Below are 22383 nucleotides of genomic sequence, written 5' to 3'. Positions count from 1 at the left end.
GGGTAGCCACAGTTAACTCGAAAATGGACCCCAGACACCCGTGAGTTACCTCTCGGTGGTCACGTCTGATCCGGCGGCGGGTTGGGCATGGATCATGCGGCCATCATCGACGGCGGACCGGTACCCAACCCGTTCAGGGGCTCCTCGAACTAGTCGACCAGGCTCTGGTAAACCAGCCCCTTGAGTTCGGTGCGAATCGGGTACGTGCTCGAGGGCAGCAATTGGGTCATGAAGATCAACGTCAGGTCCTCCAGCGGATCAACCCAGAACGCAGTACTTGCTGCACCGCCCCAGCCGATCTCGCCGACCGAGGTCAGCGTCCCGTACTTTATGGGGTCCATCACCACGCTGAATCCGAGCCCGAAACCGACGCCGTCGAACTTCGTCTCGGCGAATAGCGGGATACCGACCTCGGTCAGGTCCTTGTCATCCGGCAATGAGTTCTGCGACATGTAATCGACCGTGCGATTGCCGAGCAGTCGCGCCCCATCCAGTTCGCCGCCGCGGCGAATCATCTCGGTGAACCGTGAGTAGTCCGCCGTCGTCGCGGCCATCCCACCTCCGCCAGACAGCATGGTCGGCGGGTTCTTAATCCCATCACCAAAGGCATCCAGACGCATTGTCTTACCTTCCGGGGTCGGCGCATAGAGCGCCGCGAGCCGATCCTGCTTGTCGGCGCCAACCTGGAACGACGCATCCTTCATGCCCAGCGGCGCGAAGATCCGTTCCGCCATGAACTTGTCCAACGACATCCCCGACGCAACCTCCACAACGCGCCCGAGTACGTCGGTGGACACGCCGTAGTTCCACTGCGTGCCCGGATCGAAACGCAGCGGCAGCGACGCCCACGTATCGCACGCGGCAGCAAGGTCCGTGCCCGGCGGTGGGCCCCATTCATGCCCCGCGTTTCGGTAGATCTCGTCCTGTACGTGGATGTGGTGGAATCCGTAGGTCAGCCCCGAGGTGTGGTTCATCAGATGACGGATCTCCATCGGATTCGCCGCGGGGCGAGTCACCGGCCTCGCCGCCATCCCTTTCTCATAGACGGTGAGGTCCTTGAAGGACGGAATCAGCTCGCTGACCGGCGTCGTCAACTCGAAGGCGCCCTCTTCGAACAGCATCATCGCGGCGACCGTGGTGATCGGCTTCGTCATCGAGTAGATCCGGAAAATCGTGTCATCCTCGACCGGCAGCCCGGCCTCGATATCTCGCTGGCCGTACGACGAAAAGTGCGCGACTTCGCCGTGGCGGGCGATCTGGATCTGCCATCCAGGGAGCCGACCGTCGTCGACGTACTGCTTCAGGTAGTCGTCGATGCGCTGCAGGCGCGAAGGGTCGAAACCGAGATCGAGGGCGTCGCTGGTGGGCATTCTTCCTCCAGATTGGTGAGAAGTGCGAAGGAGCTTTGTCGATACTGTCAGGCGACGTAATGTGAGGCAAATGACTCGACGTGATTGCTTCCTAGCGGCCGGGGTCGCCGCGATTTGGGGAATCAACTTTGTCGTGTCCGCGGTGATCCTGCGCGATCTGCCACCGTTCCTGTTCACCGCACTGCGCTTCTTCTTGGTGGCTTTCCCCGCAGTGTTCTTCGTGCCCCGACCTTCGTCCGGCTGGAAACCAGCGGTCGGTATGGGGATATGCATCGGATGCATCCAGTTCGGCCTCATGTTCTGGGCCATCGACCTGGGCATGCCGGCCGGGCTCGCCGCCCTGCTCATCCAATTCGTCACGATCTTCACGCTCATTCTCGGCGTGGTGCTACTGAAGGAGCGACCATCGCGGATCCAAGTGATCGGCGTACTCGTTGGCCTCGTCGGGCTCGCCGTCATCGGCATTGGCCGAGACGGAGCGGCCCAACTCATTCCGTTCTTCATGATGTTGGTGGCTGCATTGGGTTGGGCCTGCTCGAACATCATCGTGCGCAAGTCAGGCGAACAGTCCGGATTGTCGATCTCGGTCTGGTCGGCGTTGGTGCCGATTCTGCCAATGCTGATCGTCTCGTTCTTCGTGGACGGTCCGCGTGTCATGGGCGATGCACTCGCCACCATCGATGTACAGATGGTCTTGCTATTCATCTTCGCCTCGCCGGTCGCCTCGCTGCTCGGCTTTGCGATCTGGATGAACCTCCTGAAGAAGTACCCAGCGTCGACCGTGTCCCCGTGGTCGCTGTGGACTCCACCATTCGGCATGATCGCCGGCGTGATATTCCTCGGCCAGAATCCGCAACCAATCGAATGGGTCGGAGCCGCTGTTGTGCTGTTCGGCATCCTGATCTCGGTGGGCGGAACCGCTCGGCCACTGCGCGTCACCAACCCGCAGAGCGAGAATCGCGCCGTCGCGGAGCGCGGCGGATGATCGGCGCCGGGAGATTCGCCCCGAGCCCTTCTGGCGATCTGCATATCGGGAACCTGCGCACCGCCGCGTTGGCCTGGCTCACCGCACGCTCCTCGAGACGCAGATTCCTGCTGCGCATCGAAGACCTCGATGCGCAGCGCAGCCGTGCGTCGTATGCCGACCGGCAGTTGGCCGACCTGCACGCCATCGGTATCGACTGGGACGGCGAGGTAGTGCGCCAATCGCAGCGAACGAGCCTGTATCGCGAGGCACTGGACGTTTTGGTGCGCGGCGGGCACACGTTCGAGTGCTATTGCTCGCGCAAAGACATTCGCGAGGCACAGTCGGCGCCGCACGCCGACGCCGCGCGCTACCCCGGGACGTGTCGCGAACTAAGCGAGGGTGAACGCGCAGACCGACGAAACTCCGGCCGCCCGCCCACCATTCGGTTGCGCAGCCCGCGCGGTGAGTATGCCTGGGAGGACCTCGTTCTCGGCCCGAGCGCATCAACGCCAGATGATGTTGTACTCGCGCGATGGGATGGCGAATTTGCGTACAACCTCGCCGTTGTCGTTGACGACCTGGACCAAGGCGTGGACCAGATCGTGCGTGGTGACGATCTCGCCGACCAGACGGCCACCCAGATCCACCTCATCGAACTGCTCAGTGGTACGACGCCCGAGTACGCACACGTGCCACTCGTACTCAACCGCCACGGCCAACGATTGTCCAAACGCGATGGCGCTGTGACGCTGGCGGACTGCGCCGTGCAGGGAATCAGCCGCGAACGTGTCGTGGCGCAGATCCTCGAGTCGCTCGGCAGCGTCGGGCAACGCACACTGCGCGAGAGTGTCGCGGACTTTGCTCTCGCCGACTTACCGACCGCGCCATGGATCTTCGTGTCACCCGCCGATTGCTAACATCTGCGATGGCAGAAACGCGTTGGGGCAGCAACGCGATCCGGATCTAGACAAAGGAACGCACCATGGGTGCCCCGATCGCGAATGAGGTAAACGCCTCGCGCAGTGCGTCATCCGCCTCGCACTATGTCACTGTCGTCGCAGTGTTCTGCGGACTGCTGCTGATCTCGAATGTTGCAGCGGTCAAGCCGATAGAAATCGGCTCACTGATCTTCGACGGAGGGGCGATCCTCTTCCCGTTGACGTACGTTCTCGGCGACGTGCTGGCCGAGGTGTACGGATTCCGCCGCGCAAAACGCGCGATCTGGATTGGGTTCTTCCTCGGCGCTGTGGCTTCGTTGTGCTTCTTCGCCGTCGATTCGTTACCCGCACCCGATTGGGCCGCCGAGAACGCGGAGGCGTTCAGTATGGCGCTCGGGTTCGTGCCGGCCATCGTGCTGGCATCCCTCTGCGGTTACCTCGCTGGCCAGTTACTGAACGCCCGAGTGCTGGTGTCGATGAAGAGGCGCTCCGGCGAGAATGCGCTGTGGAGCCGGCTGCTCGGCTCCACTCTCGTCGGCGAGTTCGCCGACACTCTCATCTTCTGCATGATCGCCACCGCGATCGGCCCATTCATCTGGGCAGACTTCTGGAACTACTTCCTCGTCGGCTACATCTTCAAATGCGCCGTAGAAGTGATCATGCTGCCGATCACGTACCGCGTCATCGCGTTCATGAAGGCACGCGAGCCGTCGTACAGCAGCGCGTCGGCATGAACCGGGACGCATTCGGATTCGCCGTAGCGGATCGCCTCGAGAACGGCCTGGGCCGCACCGGTGAGATCCGTACGCCGCACGGCACGATCAGCACCCCCGCGTTCGTCGCCGTCGGCACGAAGGCGACGGTCAAGACCGTGACCCCGGAGCAGGTCGCGGCCACCGGCGCGCAGACGGTGCTGGCTAATGCATACCACCTATACCTGCAACCCGGACCCGACATCATAGATGAGGCGGGCGGCCTGGGAGCGTTCATGGGGTGGCCCGGACCCACCTTCACCGACTCAGGTGGGTTTCAAGTGATGTCGCTGGGCGTCGGGTTCAAGAAGGTCCTCGCGATGGATGCCAAGGGCATCGCCAACGATGACGTGATTGCCGAGGGCAAGGAGCGACTCGCGCATGTCGACGATGACGGGGTGACCTTCAAGTCGCACCTCGACGGCGCGATGCACCGTTTCACCCCAGAAATCTCGATGCAGATCCAACACAAAATCGGCGCCGACATCATCTTCGCGTTCGACGAACTGACCACCTTGATGAACACCCGCGGGTATCAGGAACGTTCGCTGCGCCGTACGACGGATTGGGCACGACGTTGCGTAGCCGAACACGAACGTCTCACCGCCGAACGGTCCAATCGGCCGTATCAGGCGCTATTCGGCGTGGTCCAGGGCGCACAGTACGAGGATCTGCGTCGGCTGGCCGCCGGTTCGCTGGCGGATATGGACTTCGACGGCTTCGGTATCGGCGGAGCGTTGGAGAAAGAAAACCTCGGCACGATCGTCCGGTGGGTCAATGAGGAACTCCCCGAGGACAAGCCGCGGCACCTACTTGGCATCAGCGAACCCGATGACTTGTTTGCGGCGATCGAAAACGGCGCGGACACGTTCGATTGCGTCTCGCCGTCGCGGGTAGCGCGCAACGCTGCTGTCTACTCCCCCGACGGGCGCTTCAACATCAATACCGCTCGGCACCGCAGCGCCTTCGAACCGATCTACGACGGGTGCGATTGCTACACCTGCCAGCGGTACACCCGCGCCTACATCCACCACCTATTCAAAGCGAAGGAGATGTTGGCGTTCACCCTGTGCACCATTCACAATGAGCGGTTCATCTGCCGCCTGGTCGATGACATCCGCGCCAGCATCACCGATCGCACGTACGCCGCGTTCAAGGCCGAGACGCTCGGACGCTACTACAGCGCGTAGCGCCCGAGGCCCGAACTATCGGGCCGGCGGCGGTGGCGGTGCGGACGGACCGGCCCCACTGCCCGGTTGCCGTGGCGCTGGAGGTTCCGGATCGGCTGCATGCGCCGGCGGACGGAAGGCCGGATTATTCGACAAATCCGGCGTTTGCGGGACACTCGGCGCAACCTTCTCGACGGGCTCCAACTTGACGTCGGCGGCCTCAGTCGCATGCGCTACCTGTTCCTTGAGTTGGGACTCGAACCAATCACCGGTATCGATCCTCGATGCGGTACGGCTGCCCTCGCTCTCGGAGAGATTCGCGAAGGTCGATAGTTCTTCCTCATCGACCCCGGTCAGCTTGCCCAAGCCCTTGAGCGCGTTGGAGAACTCGCTCGGCACGATCCACACCTTGTTCGCGTCGCCCTGCGCGATCTGCGGCAACGTCTGAAGGTACTGGTATGCCAACAGGCGCGGGTCGGGGTTCCCGTCGTGAATAGCCTGGAACACCGTCTCGATCGCCTTCGCTTGCCCTTGCGCCTGCAAGAACTTGGCGGCGCGATCGCCTTCGGCACGCAGAATCTGTGACTGCCGCTCCGCCTCTGCCGACAAGATCGCGGCCTGCTTCTGCCCCTCCGCTGACAAGATCGCGGCCTGCTTCTGTCCCTCCGCCGTGCGGATCTGCGACTCACGATTCGCCTCAGCGCCCAGGATCATCGCCCGCTTGTCGCGGTCGGCGCGCATCTGCTTCTCCATCGAATCCTGGATCGAGGGTGGCGGATCGATAGCCTTGATCTCGACTCGAGCGACCCGCACACCCCACGTTCCCGTGGTTCCGTCGAGGACCGCTCGCAGTTGGCCGTTGATCGAGTCGCGCGAGACCAGCGCTTCCTCGAGTGTCATCATGCCGACCAGGTTGCGCAGCGTCGTCGCTGTCAACTGCTCCAACGCGCCGGCGAGGTCGGAAATCCCGTACGTGGCCATCCGCGGCTCGGTGATCTGGTAGTAGATCACCGTATCGATGCCGACCATCAGGTTGTCCTTGGTGATAACCGGCTGCGGCGGGAACGGGACAACTTGCTCGCGCAGATCAATCGTCGAGCGGGTGCGGTCGACGAATGGCACGAGGAAGTGCATGCCCGGCGACAACGTGCGACTGTATCGGCCCAGGCGCTCGATGACCGCGGCACGAGCCTGCGGAATCACCTTGATCGCACGCGCGATGATCAGCACGATGAGCACCGCCACCACGATGAGGACGATTACTCCGGTACTCATATCTCCTACAGCTCCTTATAGTTCGTCGCGTCGGTTGCCACGACGGCGTGCGCACCGCGGATCTGCACGATGATCACCGCAGTGTCGACGTCGTACACCTCGTACGGCAGCTGAGCGACGGCGGACCATTCTTCGCCGTTGACGAGGATCCGGCCGCCGTGCGTGTCAACGGTCTGCGTCACGGTGCCCGACATACCGATGAATGCCCCGGCACCATCCACAACGTCGGACTGTCCACGCAGCAACATCCTCCTCGCCCACGGACGCACACCCAGTACCAGCAGCACCGAGACCACGCCGAACAGGACGAGTTGTAGCCACACCGGCGCACCGAGCGCCGCACCGAGGGCCGCGGCAGCTGCGCCACCGCCCACCATCAGCAAGAAGAAATCGCCACTGAGGACCTCGGCACCCGCAGCAACGGCAGCCAAGATCAGCCAGATAGCCCACGCAGACATGACACCATCCTGCCCGTCGATACGCCTGCGTGCACGTTTCCGCGCCCCGTCAGCGTTCCAAGTGTGCGCCGCCGGTCTCGAAAATGAAGTCGATCAGCCGTTCCACGGACGAAATCAGCGGCGTCTCGATGTCCTTGTACGTCGACACCGACCCGAGAATTCGCTTCCACAGCAGGTACTCCTCCGAGACGCCAAGCGCCGCACACACGCCCGCTTTCCACGGGGTGCCCTTTGGAATGACCGGCCATTCCTTAATCCCGACGATCCGCGGTTTCACCGTCTGCCAGATGTCTACGAATGGGTGGCCGAGGATCAGCACGTTCGGATCATGGATGCGTTCCACGATCCGCGACTCTTTGGAGCCCGGCACGAGATGATCGACAAGTACGCCGAGTCGTCGCCGCGGCGTCGGCGCGAACTCCCGGATAACGGCTTCCAGGTCGTCCACACCGTGTAGTGGTTCAACCACGATTCCTTCGGCGCGTAGATCGGCGCCCCACACCTTCTCGACGAGGGCGGCATCATGCACGCCTTCGACGTAGATGCGGCCGGCCTGCGCCACCTTGGCTCGCTGGTCTGCGGCGGCGCGCGACCCAGACGCCGTACGCGCGGCGGCCGGAGCACTGGGCGCTTGTGGACGTCGCAGCATGATCGCCGCTCCCTCAAGCATGAACCCGTTGTGTTTCAGCGGAAACACGCGTCGTTTACCGACGCGGTCTTCCAACGTGACGGTGTCCTTGCTGAACTCGATTATCGCGCCACAGAACTCGCTCATCCGATCCTCCAGCACGAGATCGATCTCGGCCGGCACCGACAGATGCGAGGTCTTGGCTTGCTTCTGCGTGATGTCGCGAGAGTAGGAGTGTGAGCGCACCCGCAGAGGGTACGTTCCGCGTGACGGAGACTGGGCTAGGCTCGCCGTCGTGCCAGGTTCTACGACAGGTTTGCTCGCCGCCTGGGCGAGCGCCTACCTCCAGCATCGGGCGTCGGTGGACGACGTCATCGAACACGTGCTCGGTCACAAGTCATCGGCAGTCGCCCAATCCACGGACCGTGCTGAGCGGGCTCCGTGGGATGACCCGCTGCCGGAGGTACGGCTTGTCGCCTCGGGTGAGGTCGCGACGCTGGTCGAATTGCTGATCGCGTTACGCGATCGCGGCGTTCGCAGGCTGTACGCCGCCTTCCCCATCGAGGGGGACGCCGCGGGAATCGGCCCGGGCCCGGCATTGGCACCGGCGTACGCCGCCGGGAGCGCCGTACTCATCGACGGCCTGCCTCTGGTATTGGTCGTGAGTGCAGAAGACGAGGACCAGGTCGAGTTCACGATCTTCACCAGCGGATCGCGGCTGCAGTATGTGTCGGTGACCGAAGCGACGGTGGAACTCACCGAGGCCATTCACCGATCGACCTCGATCTTGACGGATCTCGATGTGGGATCGTGGAACCCCCGCCTCGGCAGCGTCTCGCGTAAGGCACTTGACGACGTCGATGCGCACACCCTCCCGCGAGACTGCCCACCTCGCGCGACGCACCTGCTGGTACGCGCGCATCAACTTCGCACGATCCTGCTCAGTGCTGCCGCGGATCCCGGCGGCGGTGCGGTGAACACTCATCAGGCCGCCGCGCGCGATGCGGCACTGGCCCCATTGCGTCGGCAGGTCGCCCGAGCACTGACCGCGGCGTACAACAGCTTCCCGTACCCGTAACGGTTACAACGAACGCGCTCGGCAGCAACCCACCGTGCACGGTGCGCCGTCGACACCCACACCGTTCACGCCCTGCAGCACCTCGCAGTAGGTAGCTGGGGCAGGGCCGCCACTCACCCGAGCGATAATGAGGTCGGCGTACAGGTCGATGAACCGCGGATCATCGCTCGCGGTGCGTGCCCTCGCCATCCGTAACCCGAGTTCGTCTGCCTTGGCCTGGGCTTCGGTATCCAGATCCCAGATCACTTCCATGTGGTCACTGACGAAGCCGACCGGGGCGATCACGACATGGGTGACACCAGCCGAGGACAGAGTTTCAAGATGGTCGCAAATATCAGGCTCGAGCCACGGGATGTGCGGAGCCCCGGAACGGCTCTGCCACGCGACGTCCCACGTTCGAGCGCCCACCCGCATGGCCACCTCGGCCGCGACGGTCTCGACCTGTTGCTGATAGAGCCTGCCCGCCGGTCCGCTCTCCTCGTTCGCTTTAGTCGGCACCGAATGCGCCGTGAGTACGAGGCGCACGTCATCGGTGAAAGTATCTCGCCCGAGGTCCCGCAGCGCGCGCCGCACAGCGTCAGCATTGATCTGTGCGAAAGCTTCGGTGTGGTACGTCTGAGGCAGCTTCTCCAAACTCACCCTGCCGCCTCCCGCACGCACGGCGCGCGAAATGTCCTCGTGGTACTGACAGCAAGCCGAATACCCGCCGTACGCGCTGGTGGCCAGTACTAGCGCGCGTCGTACGCCGTCCTCAGCCATCTGCGTCGCGACGTCTTCGATCAACGGACTCCAGTTGCGATTTCCCCAGTACACCGGCAATGCGAGGCCACGTTCACGCAGCGCCGCACGCAAGCGCTGCTGGATTCCTCGGTTGATCTCGTTGATCGGTGACACGCCACCGAAGTGGTAGTAGTGCTCGCCTACGACCTCGAGGCGCTCATCGGGGATATTGCGTCCGGCGGTCACTCGGCGCAGGAATGGAACGACATCCTCGACTCCTTCCGGCCCACCGAACGAGGCTAGGAGGATCGCATCAAAACTCTCGGACACGTCAGGCGCCGACTGCGTGATACCCGCCGTCAACATGAACCAGTTCGCCAGTGGTTGCCGGGAACCAGTCCGAAAGCAGTGCCACACAGGCGCGTCCGGACGGCTCGGTATCCGTCACGCTCCAGCCGAGCGGCGCGCGCTGCTCCCACGCGTCCTCGAATGCCTTCGAGCCGGGGATCGACTTCATCGCCATACTCCGCAGCGGGCCGGCCGCGACGAGGTTGACCCGCACGCCATGTGGGCCGAGCTCGCGCGCGAGGTAGCGAGAAGCGCTTTCCAGACCAGCCTTCGCCACGCCCATCCAGCCGTACACCGGCCAGGCCGTGGTGGAGTTGTCGAAGTCCAGACCAACCACACTGGCTTTCTCACCGAATAGCGGCAGGCACGCCTTCGTCAGCGCCGCAAACGACCACGTAGACACGTGGAACGCGGTCTGCACGTGTTCCCAACTCGTCTGAGCGAAGTCATCGCCGAGCGCTTCCTGCGGCGCGAACCCGATGGCATGGAGTACGCCGTCGAGACCATCGAGATGCTCGCCCACCCGGGCCGCGAGCGTGGCCAACTGCTCGTCGTTGGTCACGTCAAGTTCGATCACTGGTGGTTCCTGCGGCAGCCGCTTGGCGATCCTCTTCGTCAGGTTCAGCCCGCGACCGAAGTTGGACAGCACGATCTGCGCGCCCTCCTCCTGCGCGATCCGAGCGGCAGCGAAGGCAATCGACGCCTCGGTCAGCACACCCGTGATGAGCAGTCGTTTTCCCTCGAGCAGTCCGGGCATGGTGGCGTCTCCTTCGCGGTTCAGGACATGGTTCGGCGCAGTGGTTAAGCCTACGGCAGAGCCTAATGACCCATACCGAGCCCGCCATCAATCGGGATGACTGCGCCAGTGATGTAGCCGGCCGCGTCACCGCCCAGGAACACCGCCGTGCCAGCGATCTCCTCAACCTCGGCATAGCGACCCAACGGCACCTGCGAGAGGATCTGCGTCTGCTGCTCAGGTGACAATTCCGCGGTCATGTCGGTGTTCACAAATCCCGGCGCGATGACGTTCGCGGTAATTCCGCGGGATCCCAACTCCCGCGCGATGGAGCGGGCCAGCCCCACCAGGCCAGCCTTGCTGGCGGCATAGTTCGCCTGTCCAGGATTACCCATCAGCCCAACGACCGAACCGATGAAGATGATCCGCCCGAACCGGGCGCGCAACATCTTCGATGCCGCGCGCTTGGCCACCCGGTATGCCCCGGCGAGATTCGCGTCGATCACCGATGCGAATTGCTCGTCCTTCATCCGCAGCAACAGCGTGTCCTCGGTGATGCCGGCGTTGCTAATCAGGATTTCGACCGGGCCGTGCGCCTGCTCAACCTCTTTGAATGCGGCATCGACCGACTCAGTGTCGGTAACGTCGCACCGCACTCCCAGTAATCCGTCCGGCGCGCCCGATCCGCGGTGGGTCACCGCCACCTTGTGACCGGCCTCGGCAAATGCCTGTGCCACGGCGAGACCAATTCCTCGGTTTCCTCCCGTGACCAACACGGAACGGGCCACAAACTGATCAGACACACTGCACCTCGGGTCGTTTCGGCGACATTTCCATCGTCACCAAACCTAAGGCCTGCACCGTGTGGGTCAACGGATGCCTCGCCGCACGGCGCGACTTACAGCAGCCGATTCGACCACAGCAGGCTCGCGGCCGCCGAAGCGAACGCCAGCAATAGCCCCCAGCCGACGAACCGGGTCGGGACTTCCTGGAACTCCTCGGTGTAACCAATCTGCTCACCGATGTCTTGCCACACCTTGGCGATTTCAGATTTGGACTCCGCGTCGAAGTAACTGCCGCCGGTCTTGTCCGCGATCTCTTTCATCTTTTCGATGTCGACCGGGACCGGGATTTGCTGTCCGTCATTCTCGATCGTCCCGCCGTTACTGCCGAAGGCGATCGTCGATACCGGGATCTCCGCCTCGACCGCCGCATCGATCGCGGTGTCAACGTCCGTACCCACCGTTTGGTAACCGTCCGACAGCAAGATGATCCGCGCGGCCGGTACGTCCTGTTCGTTGCTTTCTAGGGTCTCTTGGAAAGTCTTGATCGATTGCAGACACGCGAATATCGCGTCGCCGGTGGCTGTCGCCTGGTCGAGTTGGAGCCCGTCGATCGCTGCGTTCACCGAGTTGCGATCGATCGTCGGCGGCTGCACCACCTGAGCGGTCCCGGCGAACGAAACCAGACCGAGGTTGATGCCCTGCGGAAGCTCGTTGACGAACTGCGTGGCCGATTCCTTCATCGCCGTGAAGCGGTCCGGTTCGATATCGGTCGCCTGCATCGACAACGAGACGTCGAGCGCCATACACACTGTCGCTTCGTTGCGCGGCACCTTGACCTTGGTGGCAGGCTTCGCCATGGCCGTCGTGAATGCGATCAGTGCCAACGCCATCAACGCGAACGCGATGTGCCGTCGCCAACCGGGACGCTTCGGCGCGACCTTGTCCAGCAGCGACACGTTAGTGAACTTGGCGGCGTATCGCTTACGGCGCAGTTGCATCACCAGGTACAGCGCAATCAACGCCAGCACACCGACGAGAACCAGCAGCCATAGCGGTTCCAGGAACTTCATCGCACTACTCCTCCGACGGCGCCTCGGCGGCGGTCCGCCACAAAACGCATGATGTCGTGCAGCCAATCTCCATCGGTGCGTAATCGCAGGTGCGCGGCGCCGGAGTGCCGCAACCCGGATGCGATCTGCGCACGTTGTGCCGCAGCTTCAGCGGCGAACTTCTCCCGGGTTCGCGCGTGCGAGGTCTGCACCTCGATCTGCTGGCTCGATTCGGGATCGGTCAGCATGACGAGACCGATATTCGGCAACTCGACCTCGCGCGGATCAAGCACCTCTACCCCGATGATGTCGTGTCGGGCCTGCAATCCGGTCAACGGACGCACCCACGAGTCGTCGCCAAGAAAGTCACTGACGACGACGATCAAGCCACGCTTACGCTCCGGACGGCGCAGCTGCTCGAGCGCCGCACCCAGGTCTCCGCGGACGCCCTGCGGCGCGCGCGGTGTAGCGATCAACTTTCGGATGATCCAGTCGCCATGGGCCTTCCCGGGCAACGCCGGAATCCGAATCACGTCCTGACCTGTGGTGATGATAGCGCCGATCCGGTTTCCGCCGTGCTGGGTCAAATACACGAACGCGGACGCTGCAGCGACAGCGAGATCTCGCTTTTCGCACAGCGCCGTGCCGAAGTCCAGCGACGCCGATAGATCAATGACCAACCACGTTTCCAACTCGCGGTCGGCGATCGTCTCTCGCACGTGCGGGGTCGTGGTGCGTGCGGTGACGAACCAATCCATGCGTCGTACGTCGTCGCCTGGGTAGTACACGCGAGATTCGCCGGCCTCGCTGCCTGGGCCGGGAACAAGACCCAGGTGATTGCCGAACAACAAGCCGTCGAGCTTGCGACGAACGGTCAACTCCAGCTTGCGTAACACGACCTCGGCCTTGTCGTCACGCAGGCTGGGCGGGGGGCTGGAGCGACGGCTCATCCGGCCGCCGGACTGCTCGGAGGCTGCGGCGCAGAGCCGCCGGGCGCGCTGAATCCTGCCGGACGAGGTGCGCCGTTACCCGGCGCCGAACCATACGTGCCACTAGCCGGAGGCCGCTGCGGACCGGCCGCGCCGGCGCGAGTGGGCCGCGCGCTGACTTGCGGCACCGGCACCGCCGACAACACTCGTCGCACGATGTGGTCGGCGGGGACGGAGTCGGCGAGTGCGTCGTACGACAGCACCAGTCGGTGCCGTAGTACGTCGCCGGAGACATCGAGGATGTCTTGCGGCAGCATGTAGTCGCGCCCACGAACCAGCGCCAGGGCGCGGCCCGCGGCGATGATTCCCAATGACGCTCGAGGGCTCGCCCCGTAGGTGATCCAACTCGCCACGTCCTTGAGGCCGAGTTCCGAGGGCGTACGCGTCGCGAACACCAGCCGCACTACGTAATCGACGAGCGCGTGATGTACGAACACCTTGCCGGCCTGCTGCTGCAGCTCGGCAAGTCGCTCAACGCTCAGCACGGGCTCAGCGACCGGCGACTCGACGCCCATCCGGTAAATGATCTCTCGTTCTTCCTCGACGCTCGGGTAATCGACGTTCACCTTCATCAAGAACCGGTCGCGTTGCGCCTCGGGAAGCGGGTACACGCCTTCGGACTCAATCGGGTTCTGCGTCGCCATCACCAGGAACGGCTGCGGCATCTCATGCGTCACGCCGCCAATCGACACCTGCTTCTCCGCCATCACTTCCAGCAGCGCCGACTGCACCTTGGCCGGAGCGCGGTTGATCTCGTCGGTCAGCACGAAGTTCGCGAAGATCGGGCCCAGTTCAGTCTGGAACTCCTCGCTGCCCGGACGATAGATCCGGGTACCGACGATGTCGGCGGGCACCAGGTCGGGGGTGAACTGCAGGCGAGCGTACGTCCCGCCCACGCTGCGTGCGAGCGATTCCACGGCGAGGGTCTTGGCCACGCCGGGAACACCCTCGAGCAAGATGTGTCCCTTGGCGAGCAGGCTGACGAGCATGCGCTCGATCAGCCTGTCCTGGCCGACGATCACCTTCTTGACCTCGAGTAAGACCCGCTCGAGGTCGGTTGTCGGGCCTTCGGTCGTGGGATGTGGGTTGCTCACCCATCCTCCTAGGAGCTGGCGGTTGCGGCCTGCGGCTGAACATGAGCCGCGACATCGAACAGTATCGCGCGTCCCGTTGGTTCACGGTGGGCGCTGTTAGGTGGACGAACGGCCGCGGTGCACGGTTCCTGTACTCGTTCACCACATGCGCATGGCAACGAATCGGGGGCGGGTCGACATTCTGCCGAACCGCCCCCGTCTACTGACCACTTAGTTCACCTGGCGGTCGCGACCCTCCCAGTACGGCTGACGAAGCTTGAACTTTTGGATCTTGCCGGTCGCCGTACGCGGGATCTCCTCGCGGAACTCCACGGAGGTCGGCGACTTGTATCCGGCGAGCTTCTCCTTGCACAGCGCAATAATCGCCTCGCTGGTTACCTCGACGCCAGGCTTTGCGACAACTAGCGCCTTGATCGTCTCTCCCCACTTCTCGTCGGGTACGCCGATCACTGCGACTTCAGCAACTCCCGGGTGGTTGAAGATGGTGTCCTCGACCTCAATCGACGACACGTTCTCACCGCCGGTGATGATGATGTCCTTCTTGCGGTCTGCGATCGTGAGGTAGCCGTGCTCGTCAATCGAGCCGCCATCACCGGTGTGGAACCAGCCGCCCTCCAGGGCTTCGCTGGTCGCATCCGGGTTGTTCCAGTACCGATCGAGTACGACGTTCGCTCGCGTCAGCACCTCGCCATCATCGTTGGTGGCGATATCGACGCCGAGCGCGGGGACGCCGGCCATCGAGAGCAACTGCGCCTTCTCCTCCGATGATTTCTCGAGGTCCTCCTTGCGCAACCGGTTGATGGTCACTAGTGGTGCAGTCTCGGTGAGGCCATAGATCTGGTTGAACTCCCAACCGAGGTCGTCATTGATTCGCTGGATCGTGCGGGTGGGAGGAGCAGCACCGGCGACGGCCAGCCGCATCGTGCCCTTACCGGGCACGTCACCGCCACGCTCACTCGCCGCATCCAACACCATGTTCCACACGGCCGGGGCACCACACGCGAGGGTGATCGAATGTTGCTCAATGCGATTGAGGATTTCGTCCCCGTCGATCTTGCGGATCATCACCTGCGGTACGCCGAACGCGGTGGTGGAGAAACCCATCCCCCAGCCGTTGCAGTGGAATAGCGGAAGCGTGTGCAGGTAACTGTCGCGGTCGTTGACGCCCATGTGCATGGCGAAGGTGGTCGCGTTCACCCACAACGCGCGGTGCGTCTGTACGACGCCCTTGGGGTTGGACGTCGTCCCCGACGTGTAGTTCAAAACAGCGGCTGCGTCTTCGTCCTGCTCCCACGGCTTCGCCTCGCGCTCGAAGCGCAGCAGCGCCTCGTCCGATTCCTTGCCGATCACGAACTTGTGCTTCGCGTATACCCCACGCAGCGACTGTTCGAGTTCTTCATCGACCAGCAGGACCGTGCACCCAGCGTGCTCGACGATGAATTGAACTTCCTCGGGACGCAACCGGAAGTTGATCGGCACGTAGATACGCCCGGACGTCGGCACCGAATAGAACAGCTCGAACATGCGCCCCGCATTGTGCGACACGATGCCAACGCGCTCACCCTGAGCAATGCCAAGCTCGTCCAATCCAGCCTTGATAGCGCGCGCACGCCGAGCTAACTCGCCATACGTGATGTTCAGCGGCGGTGCGGGCTGGTCCGGTTCGTCGATGATCGCGGGCCGGTCGTGATAGACCGCTTCGGCCCGGTCGATGAAATGTTGCAATGTCAACGGCACGCGCATGGTGATACCTCCACACCTCTGGGACTCGACGTACGACATGGGGTTTGCCCTGCGGCGATTATGTCGCTCGACACGAAACTCTTCCAGTCCGGGCATGGCACAGCGCACTAACCCGGAGTAAACCAGACACTAGCGATACGGAATGATGAGTGGTTGGACGCGCGACTGCGGCCGTCGAACTCAGATGTGAGGAGATCGGTGTGACGGACCCGAGCAAGAATAGCTTCGGCGCCAGGACAAACCTGAGCGTCGGAGGGACTGACTATGAGATTTTCGACCTCACAAAGGTCGAGGGATCGTCCAAGCTGCCATACAGCTTGAAGGTCCTGCTCGAGAACCTACTGCGCACGGAAGACGGGGCCAACGTCACCGCCGCACAGATTGAAGCCCTGGGTAAGTGGGATGCGGACGCTGAGCCGTCGACTGAAATCCAGTTCACCCCCGCCCGCGTGATTATGCAGGACTTCACCGGTGTGCCCTGCGTGGTCGACCTGGCCACGATGCGTGAGGCGATGACCAGCCTCGGCGGTGACGCGTCAAAGATCAACCCGCTCGCCCCGGCCGAGTTGGTTATCGACCACTCCGTCATCGCCGACGTATTCGGACGCGCTGACGCTTTCGAGCGCAACGTCGATATCGAGTACGAACGGAACCAGGAGCGCTACCAGTTCCTGCGCTGGGGCCAGACGGCGTTCGACGAGTTCAAGGTCGTCCCGCCGGGCACCGGCATCGTGCACCAGGTCAACATCGAGCACCTTGCTCGCGGAGTGTTCGCCCGTGGCGGCCAGGCCTACCCGGACACTCTCGTGGGCACCGATTCGCACACCACCATGGTTAACGGCCTGGGCGTGCTGGGTTGGGGTGTCGGCGGTATCGAGGCCGAAGCCGCCATGCTCGGTCAGCCCGTCTCGATGCTCATCCCGCGCGTCGTCGGCTTCAAGCTTTCCGGTGCGCTACCTGACGGCGCTACCGCAACCGACCTCGTCCTGACGATCACCGAAATGCTGCGCGATCACGGTGTCGTCGGCAAGTTCGTCGAGTTCTACGGCCAGGGCGTCGCGTCCGTGCCGTTGGCCAACCGCGCCACCATCGGCAACATGTCCCCCGAGTTCGGATCGACCGCTGCGGTCTTCCCGATCGATGAAGAGACGATCCGGTACATGCGGTTCACCGGTCGCTCCGAGGAACACATCAGCCTCGTCGAGGCGTACGCCAAGGCGCAGGGGCTGTGGCACGACCCGGCCAACGAGGCGAAGTACTCCGAGTACCTCGAACTCGACTTGGCCACCATCAAGCCGTCGATCGCCGGCCCGAAGCGCCCGCAGGATCGCATCGAACTGAGCAACGCGAAGAACGCGTTCCGCGAGGCGCTGCCGGCGTACGTCGAAGACCGCGAGGGAGAAGCCGAGCAGAACGGCTCGTTCCCCGCCTCCGATCCGCCCTCGCCCGACGACAACCACGAGATCGCCGGTGCGCCGCGCGATGGCGCACACGACAGCCGCCCCAGCCGTCCCACCAAGGTGACGCTGGCCGATGGCACCGAGACCGAGATCGATCACGGTGCGGTGGTGATCGCGTCGATCACCTCGTGCACGAACACATCGAACCCATCGGTGATGGTCGGTGCCGCTCTGCTGGCGAAGAAGGCCGTCGAACGCGGCCTTAACCGCAAGCCGTGGGTGAAGACCACCCTCGCGCCCGGGTCGAAGGTCGTCATGGACTACTACGACCGCGCGGGACTCACCCCGTATCTGGAGAAGGTCGGGTTCTACCTGGTCGGATACGGCTGCACGACCTGCATCGGAAACTCCGGTCCGCTACCCGACGAAATCTCGGCTGCTGTCAACGAGCAGGATCTGACGGCCGTATCGGTGCTGTCCGGTAACCGCAACTTCGAGGGCCGGATCAACCCGGACGTGAAGATGAACTACCTGGCATCGCCGCCGCTGGTGGTCGCGTACGCGATCGCCGGAACGATGGACTTCGACTTCGAGTCCGACTCGCTCGGCACCGACACCGACGGTAACCCGGTCTTCCTCAGCGACATCTGGCCATCGCCGCAGGAGATTGAAGAAGTCATCGACGGCGCAATGTCCTCGGAGATGTTCACCCGCGACTACGCCGACGTATTCGCCGGTGACGACCGCTGGCGCGGTCTGGATACGCCCGAGGGCAACGTCTTCGAGTGGGACGAGCAGTCGACCTACGTGCGTCGTCCTCCGTACTTCGACGGGATGCCGGCCGATCCGACACCGGTGCAGGACATCGCCGGTGCCCGCGTGCTGCTGAAGCTCGGCGACTCGGTGACCACCGACCACATCTCGCCGGCCGGCGCCATCAAGGCCGACTCCCCCGCGGGTAAGTACCTACAGGAGAACGGCGTCAAGCGGCTTGACTTCAATAGCTACGGTTCACGCCGCGGCAACCACGAGGTCATGATCCGCGGCACGTTCGCCAACATTCGGCTGCGCAATGAATTGCTGGACGGCGTCCAGGGCGGGTTCACCCGCAACTGGCTTGCGGACGGCGAACAGACCACCGTGTACGACGCATCGGTCGCGTACCAGGAAGCCGGGCTGCCGCTCGTCGTGCTGGCCGGTAAGGAATACGGTTCGGGTTCGTCGCGCGACTGGGCCGCGAAGGGTACGGCGCTGCTGGGCGTCAAGGCCGTGATTGCCGAGTCGTACGAACGGATTCACCGCTCGAACCTGATCGGCATGGGCGTACTTCCGCTGCAGTTCCCAGAGGGCGAATCGGCCGCGAGTCTGGGCCTATCGGGCACCGAAACGTTCGACATCGTCGGCATCGATGCCCTGAACGACGGCGGCATCCCCAGCACGGTGACCGTGAAGGTATCGGGCGAGGGCTCCACTGGCTCGGAATTCCAGGCAGTGGTCCGCATCGACACCCCTGGTGAGGCCGAGTACTACCGCCACGGCGGCATCATGCAGTACGTACTTCGCTCGCTGCGCGACAAGTAACCGCGCGCCGCGTGCCATCGATCGCCCAGCGGCTCATTAATCCCCCGGCGGGGACGCGATGAGTCTCTGGGCGATCATCGCTATTACCGGGACCGCGATCTTCCTCGGTTCGATCGTGCAGGGCCTGATCGGGCTCGGCGTCGGACTGGTGGCTGCGCCGGTCCTGGTCCTGGTGGACCCGCACCTCATGCCCGGTGCCATGATCCTCTGCGGAGCCGTCCTGCCGATCATGACGCTGGTGCGCGAACACGACGACATCGACTGGCGCGGATTGGCCTGGGCCTTCCCGTGGCGAATCATTGGATCGGTCGTCGGCGGATGGCTCATCGCGGTCGCCAATCCGGATTCGCTCAGCATCATGGTGGGTGTCTTCGTCCTCGTCGCGGTCGGCCTGAGCATGCTGAGTTGGCGTCCGCGACCAAGCCCAGTGGCGCTGAGTATCGGCGCACTCACCAGCGGCATCGGCGGCACGGCGACGTCGATCGGCGGGCCGCCGATGGCGCTGGTGTATCAGCACCAGCACCCGTCGATGCTGCGCAGCACCCTGGCTGTCTTCTTCTTCGTCAGCAGCACGATCTCGCTGCTCACCCTCGCCATCTACGGTGAACTCGGCTGGTACCAAATCAAGGCCGGACTGCTGTTACTGCCCTTCGTGTTCCTCGGCTTCCTATGCTCACTGTGGGTACGTCGCCACCTCGATGCCCAGAAGGTTCGTCCCGCGGTGTTGCTCGTGTCCGCGGTCTCCTCGGTCATCCTCATCATTCGCGCGCTCCTCTGACGCACGCTGGTCCGCGGATCAGATCGGCTCTGGCGCGGGTGCGTACTGAGTCCGGTACAGATCGGCGTACAGCCCGCCCTCAGCGATCAGTTCGTCGTGGCTGCCGCGCTGCACCACTCGCCCACCGTCGAGCACGACGATCAGGTCCGCCTGGCGGACCGTGGACAGACGGTGTGCGATCACCAGGGATGTCCGTCCTACTAGCGCGTGGGCCAGCGCGGCCTGGACAGCCGATTCCGACTCGCTATCCAGATGCGCGGTGGCCTCGTCTAATAGAACGACCGCCGGCGCCTTCAGCAATAGCCGTGCAATCGCGAAGCGTTGCTTTTCGCCGCCCGATAGTCGGTAGCCGCGATCACCCACGACCGTGTCGAGGCCGTTCGGTAGCGAGTTCACCAGCTGGTCGATGTGCGCCGCCCGCAGAGCGTCGTACAACTGCGCCTCGCTGGCATCCTCGCGGGCGTAAAGCAGATTCGCGCGAATCGTGTCGTGAAACAGGTGCGCGTCCTGCGAAACGACCCCGACACTGTCGCGCAGAGATCGCAACTGTAGATCGCGTACATCCATGCCACCCACGCGAACAGCGCCGCTCGAGGCGTCGTACACCCGTGGGATGAGGTGCGAGATCGTCGTCTTACCTGCACCCGATGGGCCGACGAGCGCCACGAGTTGGCCTGGTTCTACGACGAAACTGACATCGTGCAGCACTCCTTGCGCGGGCGCATCGTCATGGACGTCGACTTCCTGCAGGGAGGCGATGGAGGCCTCTCTGGCGGACGGGTATTCGAAGCCGACCGAGTCAAACTCGATGGAAAGCGGGCCGCGCGGGAGCGTAGCGGCGTCCGAGCGCTCGGTAATCGCTGGAGGCAGGTCCAGTACTTCAAACACGCGCTCAAAGGATACGAGTGCGCTCATCACGTCCACCCGCACATTCGATAACGCCGTCAAGGGGCCGTAGAGCCGGGTCAGCAGCAACGCCAGCGAGACGACCGCTCCGGCATCCAGGACACCGTCCGCAGCCAGGACGCCGCCCAACCCGTACGTGAGTGCCTGGGCGAGGGCCGCGACCAGCGTCAAGGCGACGAGGAATGCCGTGCTGTACATCGCCGATGTCACGCCGATATCGCGCACCCTACCGGCGCGAGATCGGAACTGTTCGTTCTCTCGCTCCGGACGCCCGAACAAGGTCACCAGCAGCGCACCGGCCACGTTGAACCGCTCGGTCATCGTGGTATTCATGCTCGCGTTCAGCCGGTAGCCCTCCCTTGTTAGGTCGGCGATCCGGTTGCCGACGCGACGCGCGGGCAAGACGAAGATCGGCAGCAGCACCAGCGAGAGCAGCGTGATCTGCCAGGACAGCGTGAGCATGACCGCGATCGTCAGCGCCAGGCCAATGCCGTTGGACACCACGCCTGCGAGCGTGGACGTGAATGCCTGCTGAGCGCCATTAATGTCGTTGTTCAACCGCGTGACGAGCGCGCCCGTCTGCGCGCGCGTAAAGAACGAGAGCGACATGCGCTGGATGTGCTGGAAGACCAAAGCGCGCATCGCAAAGATGATCCCCTCACCGATGCGCGCAGATAGTAATCGGCTCAGCAACGACAGTCCGGCATCGAGGATGGCGAGGACGCCGATCGCAACCGCGATCCAGACGATCGTCGTGCGGCGATGCGGGTCCTCACCGGTGATCTCGTTGACGACCTCGCCGGCGAGCAGCGGCGTCGCCACCGCGATCATCGCCGCCAGCACGGTGAGCAGCATGAACCACAGCAGGTCCCTGCGGAATGGCCGCGCGAAGCCGATGATCCGTCGCCAGGACCCGGGCCGTAATCGGGCGCCGCCCGAGGTGTCCTCGCTGCCTCGAAAGGACTGCATGGTGCGCCAACTGCTATCTGACATGGAGTGCATGACTAGACTCTCGTTCATCAAGTGGACTTGATGTCAAGGAGTGAAATGTCGAACGATTCCGCCATCACGACGTGGCTCAAGCCGGGTGAACTCGCGCACCGCGCTGGAGTGGCTGTGTCGACGCTGCACTACTACGAGGAACTGGGCCTGATTACCTCTCGCCGCACCTCAGGGAACAGACGCGAATATCGGCGCGACACGTTACGTCTGGTCGCGTTTATCCGGGCGTCGCAAACATGCGGGATTAGCCTGGCGCGGATCCGGTCGGCATTGGACGAACTGCCGCACGAGCGGCCGCCGTCGAAACGCGACTGGGCACGCCTGGCTCGGCTCTGGCGCGCCGACCTCGATGAGCGCATCGCGCGACTCGTCGGCTTACGCGACAACCTCGCCAACTGCATCGGCTGCGGTTGTCTCTCGCTGACCGCCTGCCCGTATACGAATCCTGGTGATGCGTTGGCGGCCGAGGGGGCGGGAGCGCGGCGCCTGGTGGCGCGCGGGCGTGACTGATCTGTCGCGGTCACCTACCCCCACCCGAACCGCGGCTCCCATACGATAATCGGCGCCGCCGAGCACCGCGACGACGCAAGACGCCGCGGCCGGACCAGAGAAGAGGT

At 63.7% G+C, this 22383-nt stretch carries 20 protein-coding genes; 8 read left to right on the top strand and 12 right to left on the bottom strand.

Going from position 1 to position 22383, the window contains the following annotated elements; genetic code table 11:
- Positions 1–149: 149 nt before the first annotated feature.
- On the bottom strand, positions 150–1370 hold the full coding sequence (locus tag E1H16_RS08740; protein ID WP_134323303.1) for a serine hydrolase domain-containing protein: 1221 nt from the start codon (positions 1368–1370) through the stop codon (positions 150–152).
- Positions 1371–1440: 70 nt separating this feature from the next.
- Between E1H16_RS08740 and E1H16_RS08735 the strand changes: the two genes are divergently transcribed.
- From E1H16_RS08735 to tgt, 4 genes are all read left to right on the top strand, one after another.
- Positions 1441–2355, top strand: coding sequence for an EamA family transporter (locus tag E1H16_RS08735; protein WP_134323302.1), 915 nt, complete (start codon positions 1441–1443; stop codon positions 2353–2355).
- A complete protein-coding gene (gene gluQRS / locus E1H16_RS08730; protein ID WP_134323301.1) occupies positions 2352–3254 on the top strand; it encodes a tRNA glutamyl-Q(34) synthetase GluQRS in 903 nt (300 codons plus the stop codon). Before E1H16_RS08735 ends, gluQRS begins: the two co-directional genes overlap by 4 nt.
- A gap of 65 nt (positions 3255–3319) precedes the next feature.
- Entirely contained in the window at positions 3320–4009 is a 690-nt protein-coding gene (locus tag E1H16_RS08725; RefSeq protein ID WP_134323300.1) for a queuosine precursor transporter, read from the top strand.
- Positions 4006–5217 (top strand): tRNA guanosine(34) transglycosylase Tgt, encoded by a 1212-nt coding sequence (gene tgt / locus E1H16_RS08720; RefSeq protein WP_134323299.1) that lies wholly within the window; start codon positions 4006–4008, stop codon positions 5215–5217. The genes E1H16_RS08725 and tgt overlap by 4 nt, the downstream gene beginning before the upstream one ends.
- A 15-nt stretch (positions 5218–5232) precedes the next feature.
- Here tgt and E1H16_RS08715 read toward each other — a convergent pair whose 3' ends face one another.
- From E1H16_RS08715 to E1H16_RS08705, 3 genes are read right to left on the bottom strand one after another with little or no spacing between them, the layout of a single operon-like run.
- On the bottom strand, positions 5233–6471 hold the full coding sequence (locus tag E1H16_RS08715; RefSeq protein ID WP_134323298.1) for an SPFH domain-containing protein: 1239 nt from the start codon (positions 6469–6471) through the stop codon (positions 5233–5235).
- A 5-nt stretch (positions 6472–6476) separates the two neighbouring features.
- The gene (locus tag E1H16_RS08710; protein WP_134323297.1) at positions 6477–6929 is read right to left on the bottom strand and encodes an NfeD family protein; all 453 of its coding nucleotides are present in this window, start codon (positions 6927–6929) and stop codon (positions 6477–6479) included.
- Positions 6930–6978: 49 nt separating this feature from the next.
- Positions 6979–7803, bottom strand: a complete 825-nt coding sequence (locus tag E1H16_RS08705; protein WP_208378939.1) for a DUF3097 family protein — start codon at positions 7801–7803, stop codon at positions 6979–6981.
- A 49-nt stretch (positions 7804–7852) separates the two neighbouring features.
- Between E1H16_RS08705 and E1H16_RS08700 the strand changes: the two genes are divergently transcribed.
- Positions 7853–8635 (top strand): hypothetical protein, encoded by a 783-nt coding sequence (locus tag E1H16_RS08700; RefSeq protein ID WP_134323296.1) that lies wholly within the window; start codon positions 7853–7855, stop codon positions 8633–8635.
- Between the two features lie 3 nt (positions 8636–8638).
- Here the strand turns inward: E1H16_RS08700 and E1H16_RS08695 are convergent, their stop codons facing one another.
- The 7 genes from E1H16_RS08695 to E1H16_RS08665 all read right to left on the bottom strand — a co-directional run bounded on the left by E1H16_RS08695 (position 8639) and on the right by E1H16_RS08665 (position 16099).
- Positions 8639–9685, bottom strand: coding sequence for a ferrochelatase (locus tag E1H16_RS08695; RefSeq protein WP_208378938.1), 1047 nt, complete (start codon positions 9683–9685; stop codon positions 8639–8641).
- Between the two features lies 1 nt (position 9686).
- Positions 9687–10460 (bottom strand): enoyl-ACP reductase FabI, encoded by a 774-nt coding sequence (fabI, locus tag E1H16_RS08690; RefSeq protein ID WP_134323294.1) that lies wholly within the window; start codon positions 10458–10460, stop codon positions 9687–9689.
- A 62-nt stretch (positions 10461–10522) separates the two neighbouring features.
- Positions 10523–11242: a 3-oxoacyl-ACP reductase FabG gene (gene fabG / locus E1H16_RS08685; RefSeq protein WP_243837797.1), complete on the bottom strand. Its 720-nt coding sequence runs from the start codon at positions 11240–11242 to the stop codon at positions 10523–10525.
- Between the two features lie 95 nt (positions 11243–11337).
- Positions 11338–12294 (bottom strand): VWA domain-containing protein, encoded by a 957-nt coding sequence (locus tag E1H16_RS08680; protein ID WP_134323293.1) that lies wholly within the window; start codon positions 12292–12294, stop codon positions 11338–11340.
- Positions 12291–13223, bottom strand: a complete 933-nt coding sequence (locus tag E1H16_RS08675; protein ID WP_134323292.1) for a DUF58 domain-containing protein — start codon at positions 13221–13223, stop codon at positions 12291–12293. Before E1H16_RS08675 ends, E1H16_RS08680 begins: the two co-directional genes overlap by 4 nt.
- Positions 13220–14356 carry an AAA family ATPase gene (locus E1H16_RS08670; protein WP_243837796.1) on the bottom strand — a complete coding sequence of 379 codons (1137 nt, stop codon included), beginning with the start codon at positions 14354–14356 and terminating at the stop codon, positions 13220–13222. The genes E1H16_RS08675 and E1H16_RS08670 overlap by 4 nt, the downstream gene beginning before the upstream one ends.
- 210 nt (positions 14357–14566) lie before the next feature.
- Positions 14567–16099 carry an AMP-binding protein gene (locus E1H16_RS08665; protein ID WP_134323291.1) on the bottom strand — a complete coding sequence of 511 codons (1533 nt, stop codon included), beginning with the start codon at positions 16097–16099 and terminating at the stop codon, positions 14567–14569.
- Between the two features lie 200 nt (positions 16100–16299).
- Between E1H16_RS08665 and acnA the strand changes: the two genes are divergently transcribed.
- Both acnA and E1H16_RS08655 read left to right on the top strand, forming a co-directional pair.
- Positions 16300–19080 carry an aconitate hydratase AcnA gene (gene acnA / locus E1H16_RS08660; protein WP_134323290.1) on the top strand — a complete coding sequence of 927 codons (2781 nt, stop codon included), beginning with the start codon at positions 16300–16302 and terminating at the stop codon, positions 19078–19080.
- Between the two features lie 58 nt (positions 19081–19138).
- Entirely contained in the window at positions 19139–19858 is a 720-nt protein-coding gene (locus E1H16_RS08655; RefSeq protein ID WP_134323289.1) for a sulfite exporter TauE/SafE family protein, read from the top strand.
- Between the two features lie 18 nt (positions 19859–19876).
- Here the strand turns inward: E1H16_RS08655 and E1H16_RS08650 are convergent, their stop codons facing one another.
- Complete coding sequence (locus tag E1H16_RS08650; protein WP_243837795.1) at positions 19877–21733, bottom strand: ABC transporter ATP-binding protein; 1857 nt, start codon at positions 21731–21733, stop codon at positions 19877–19879.
- Between the two features lie 78 nt (positions 21734–21811).
- On the opposite strand from E1H16_RS08650, the gene soxR reads away from it, so the two are divergent.
- On the top strand, positions 21812–22276 hold the full coding sequence (gene soxR / locus E1H16_RS08645) for a redox-sensitive transcriptional activator SoxR (protein ID WP_134323287.1): 465 nt from the start codon (positions 21812–21814) through the stop codon (positions 22274–22276).
- Positions 22277–22383 lie beyond the last annotated feature (107 nt).

It is taken from the genome of Cumulibacter soli, from assembly GCF_004382795.1.
Taxonomy (GTDB): Bacteria; Actinomycetota; Actinomycetes; order Mycobacteriales; family Antricoccaceae; genus Cumulibacter; species Cumulibacter soli.
The sequence above is the reverse complement of the archived record's forward strand: the minus strand, read 5'-3'. Positions and strand labels throughout refer to the sequence as shown.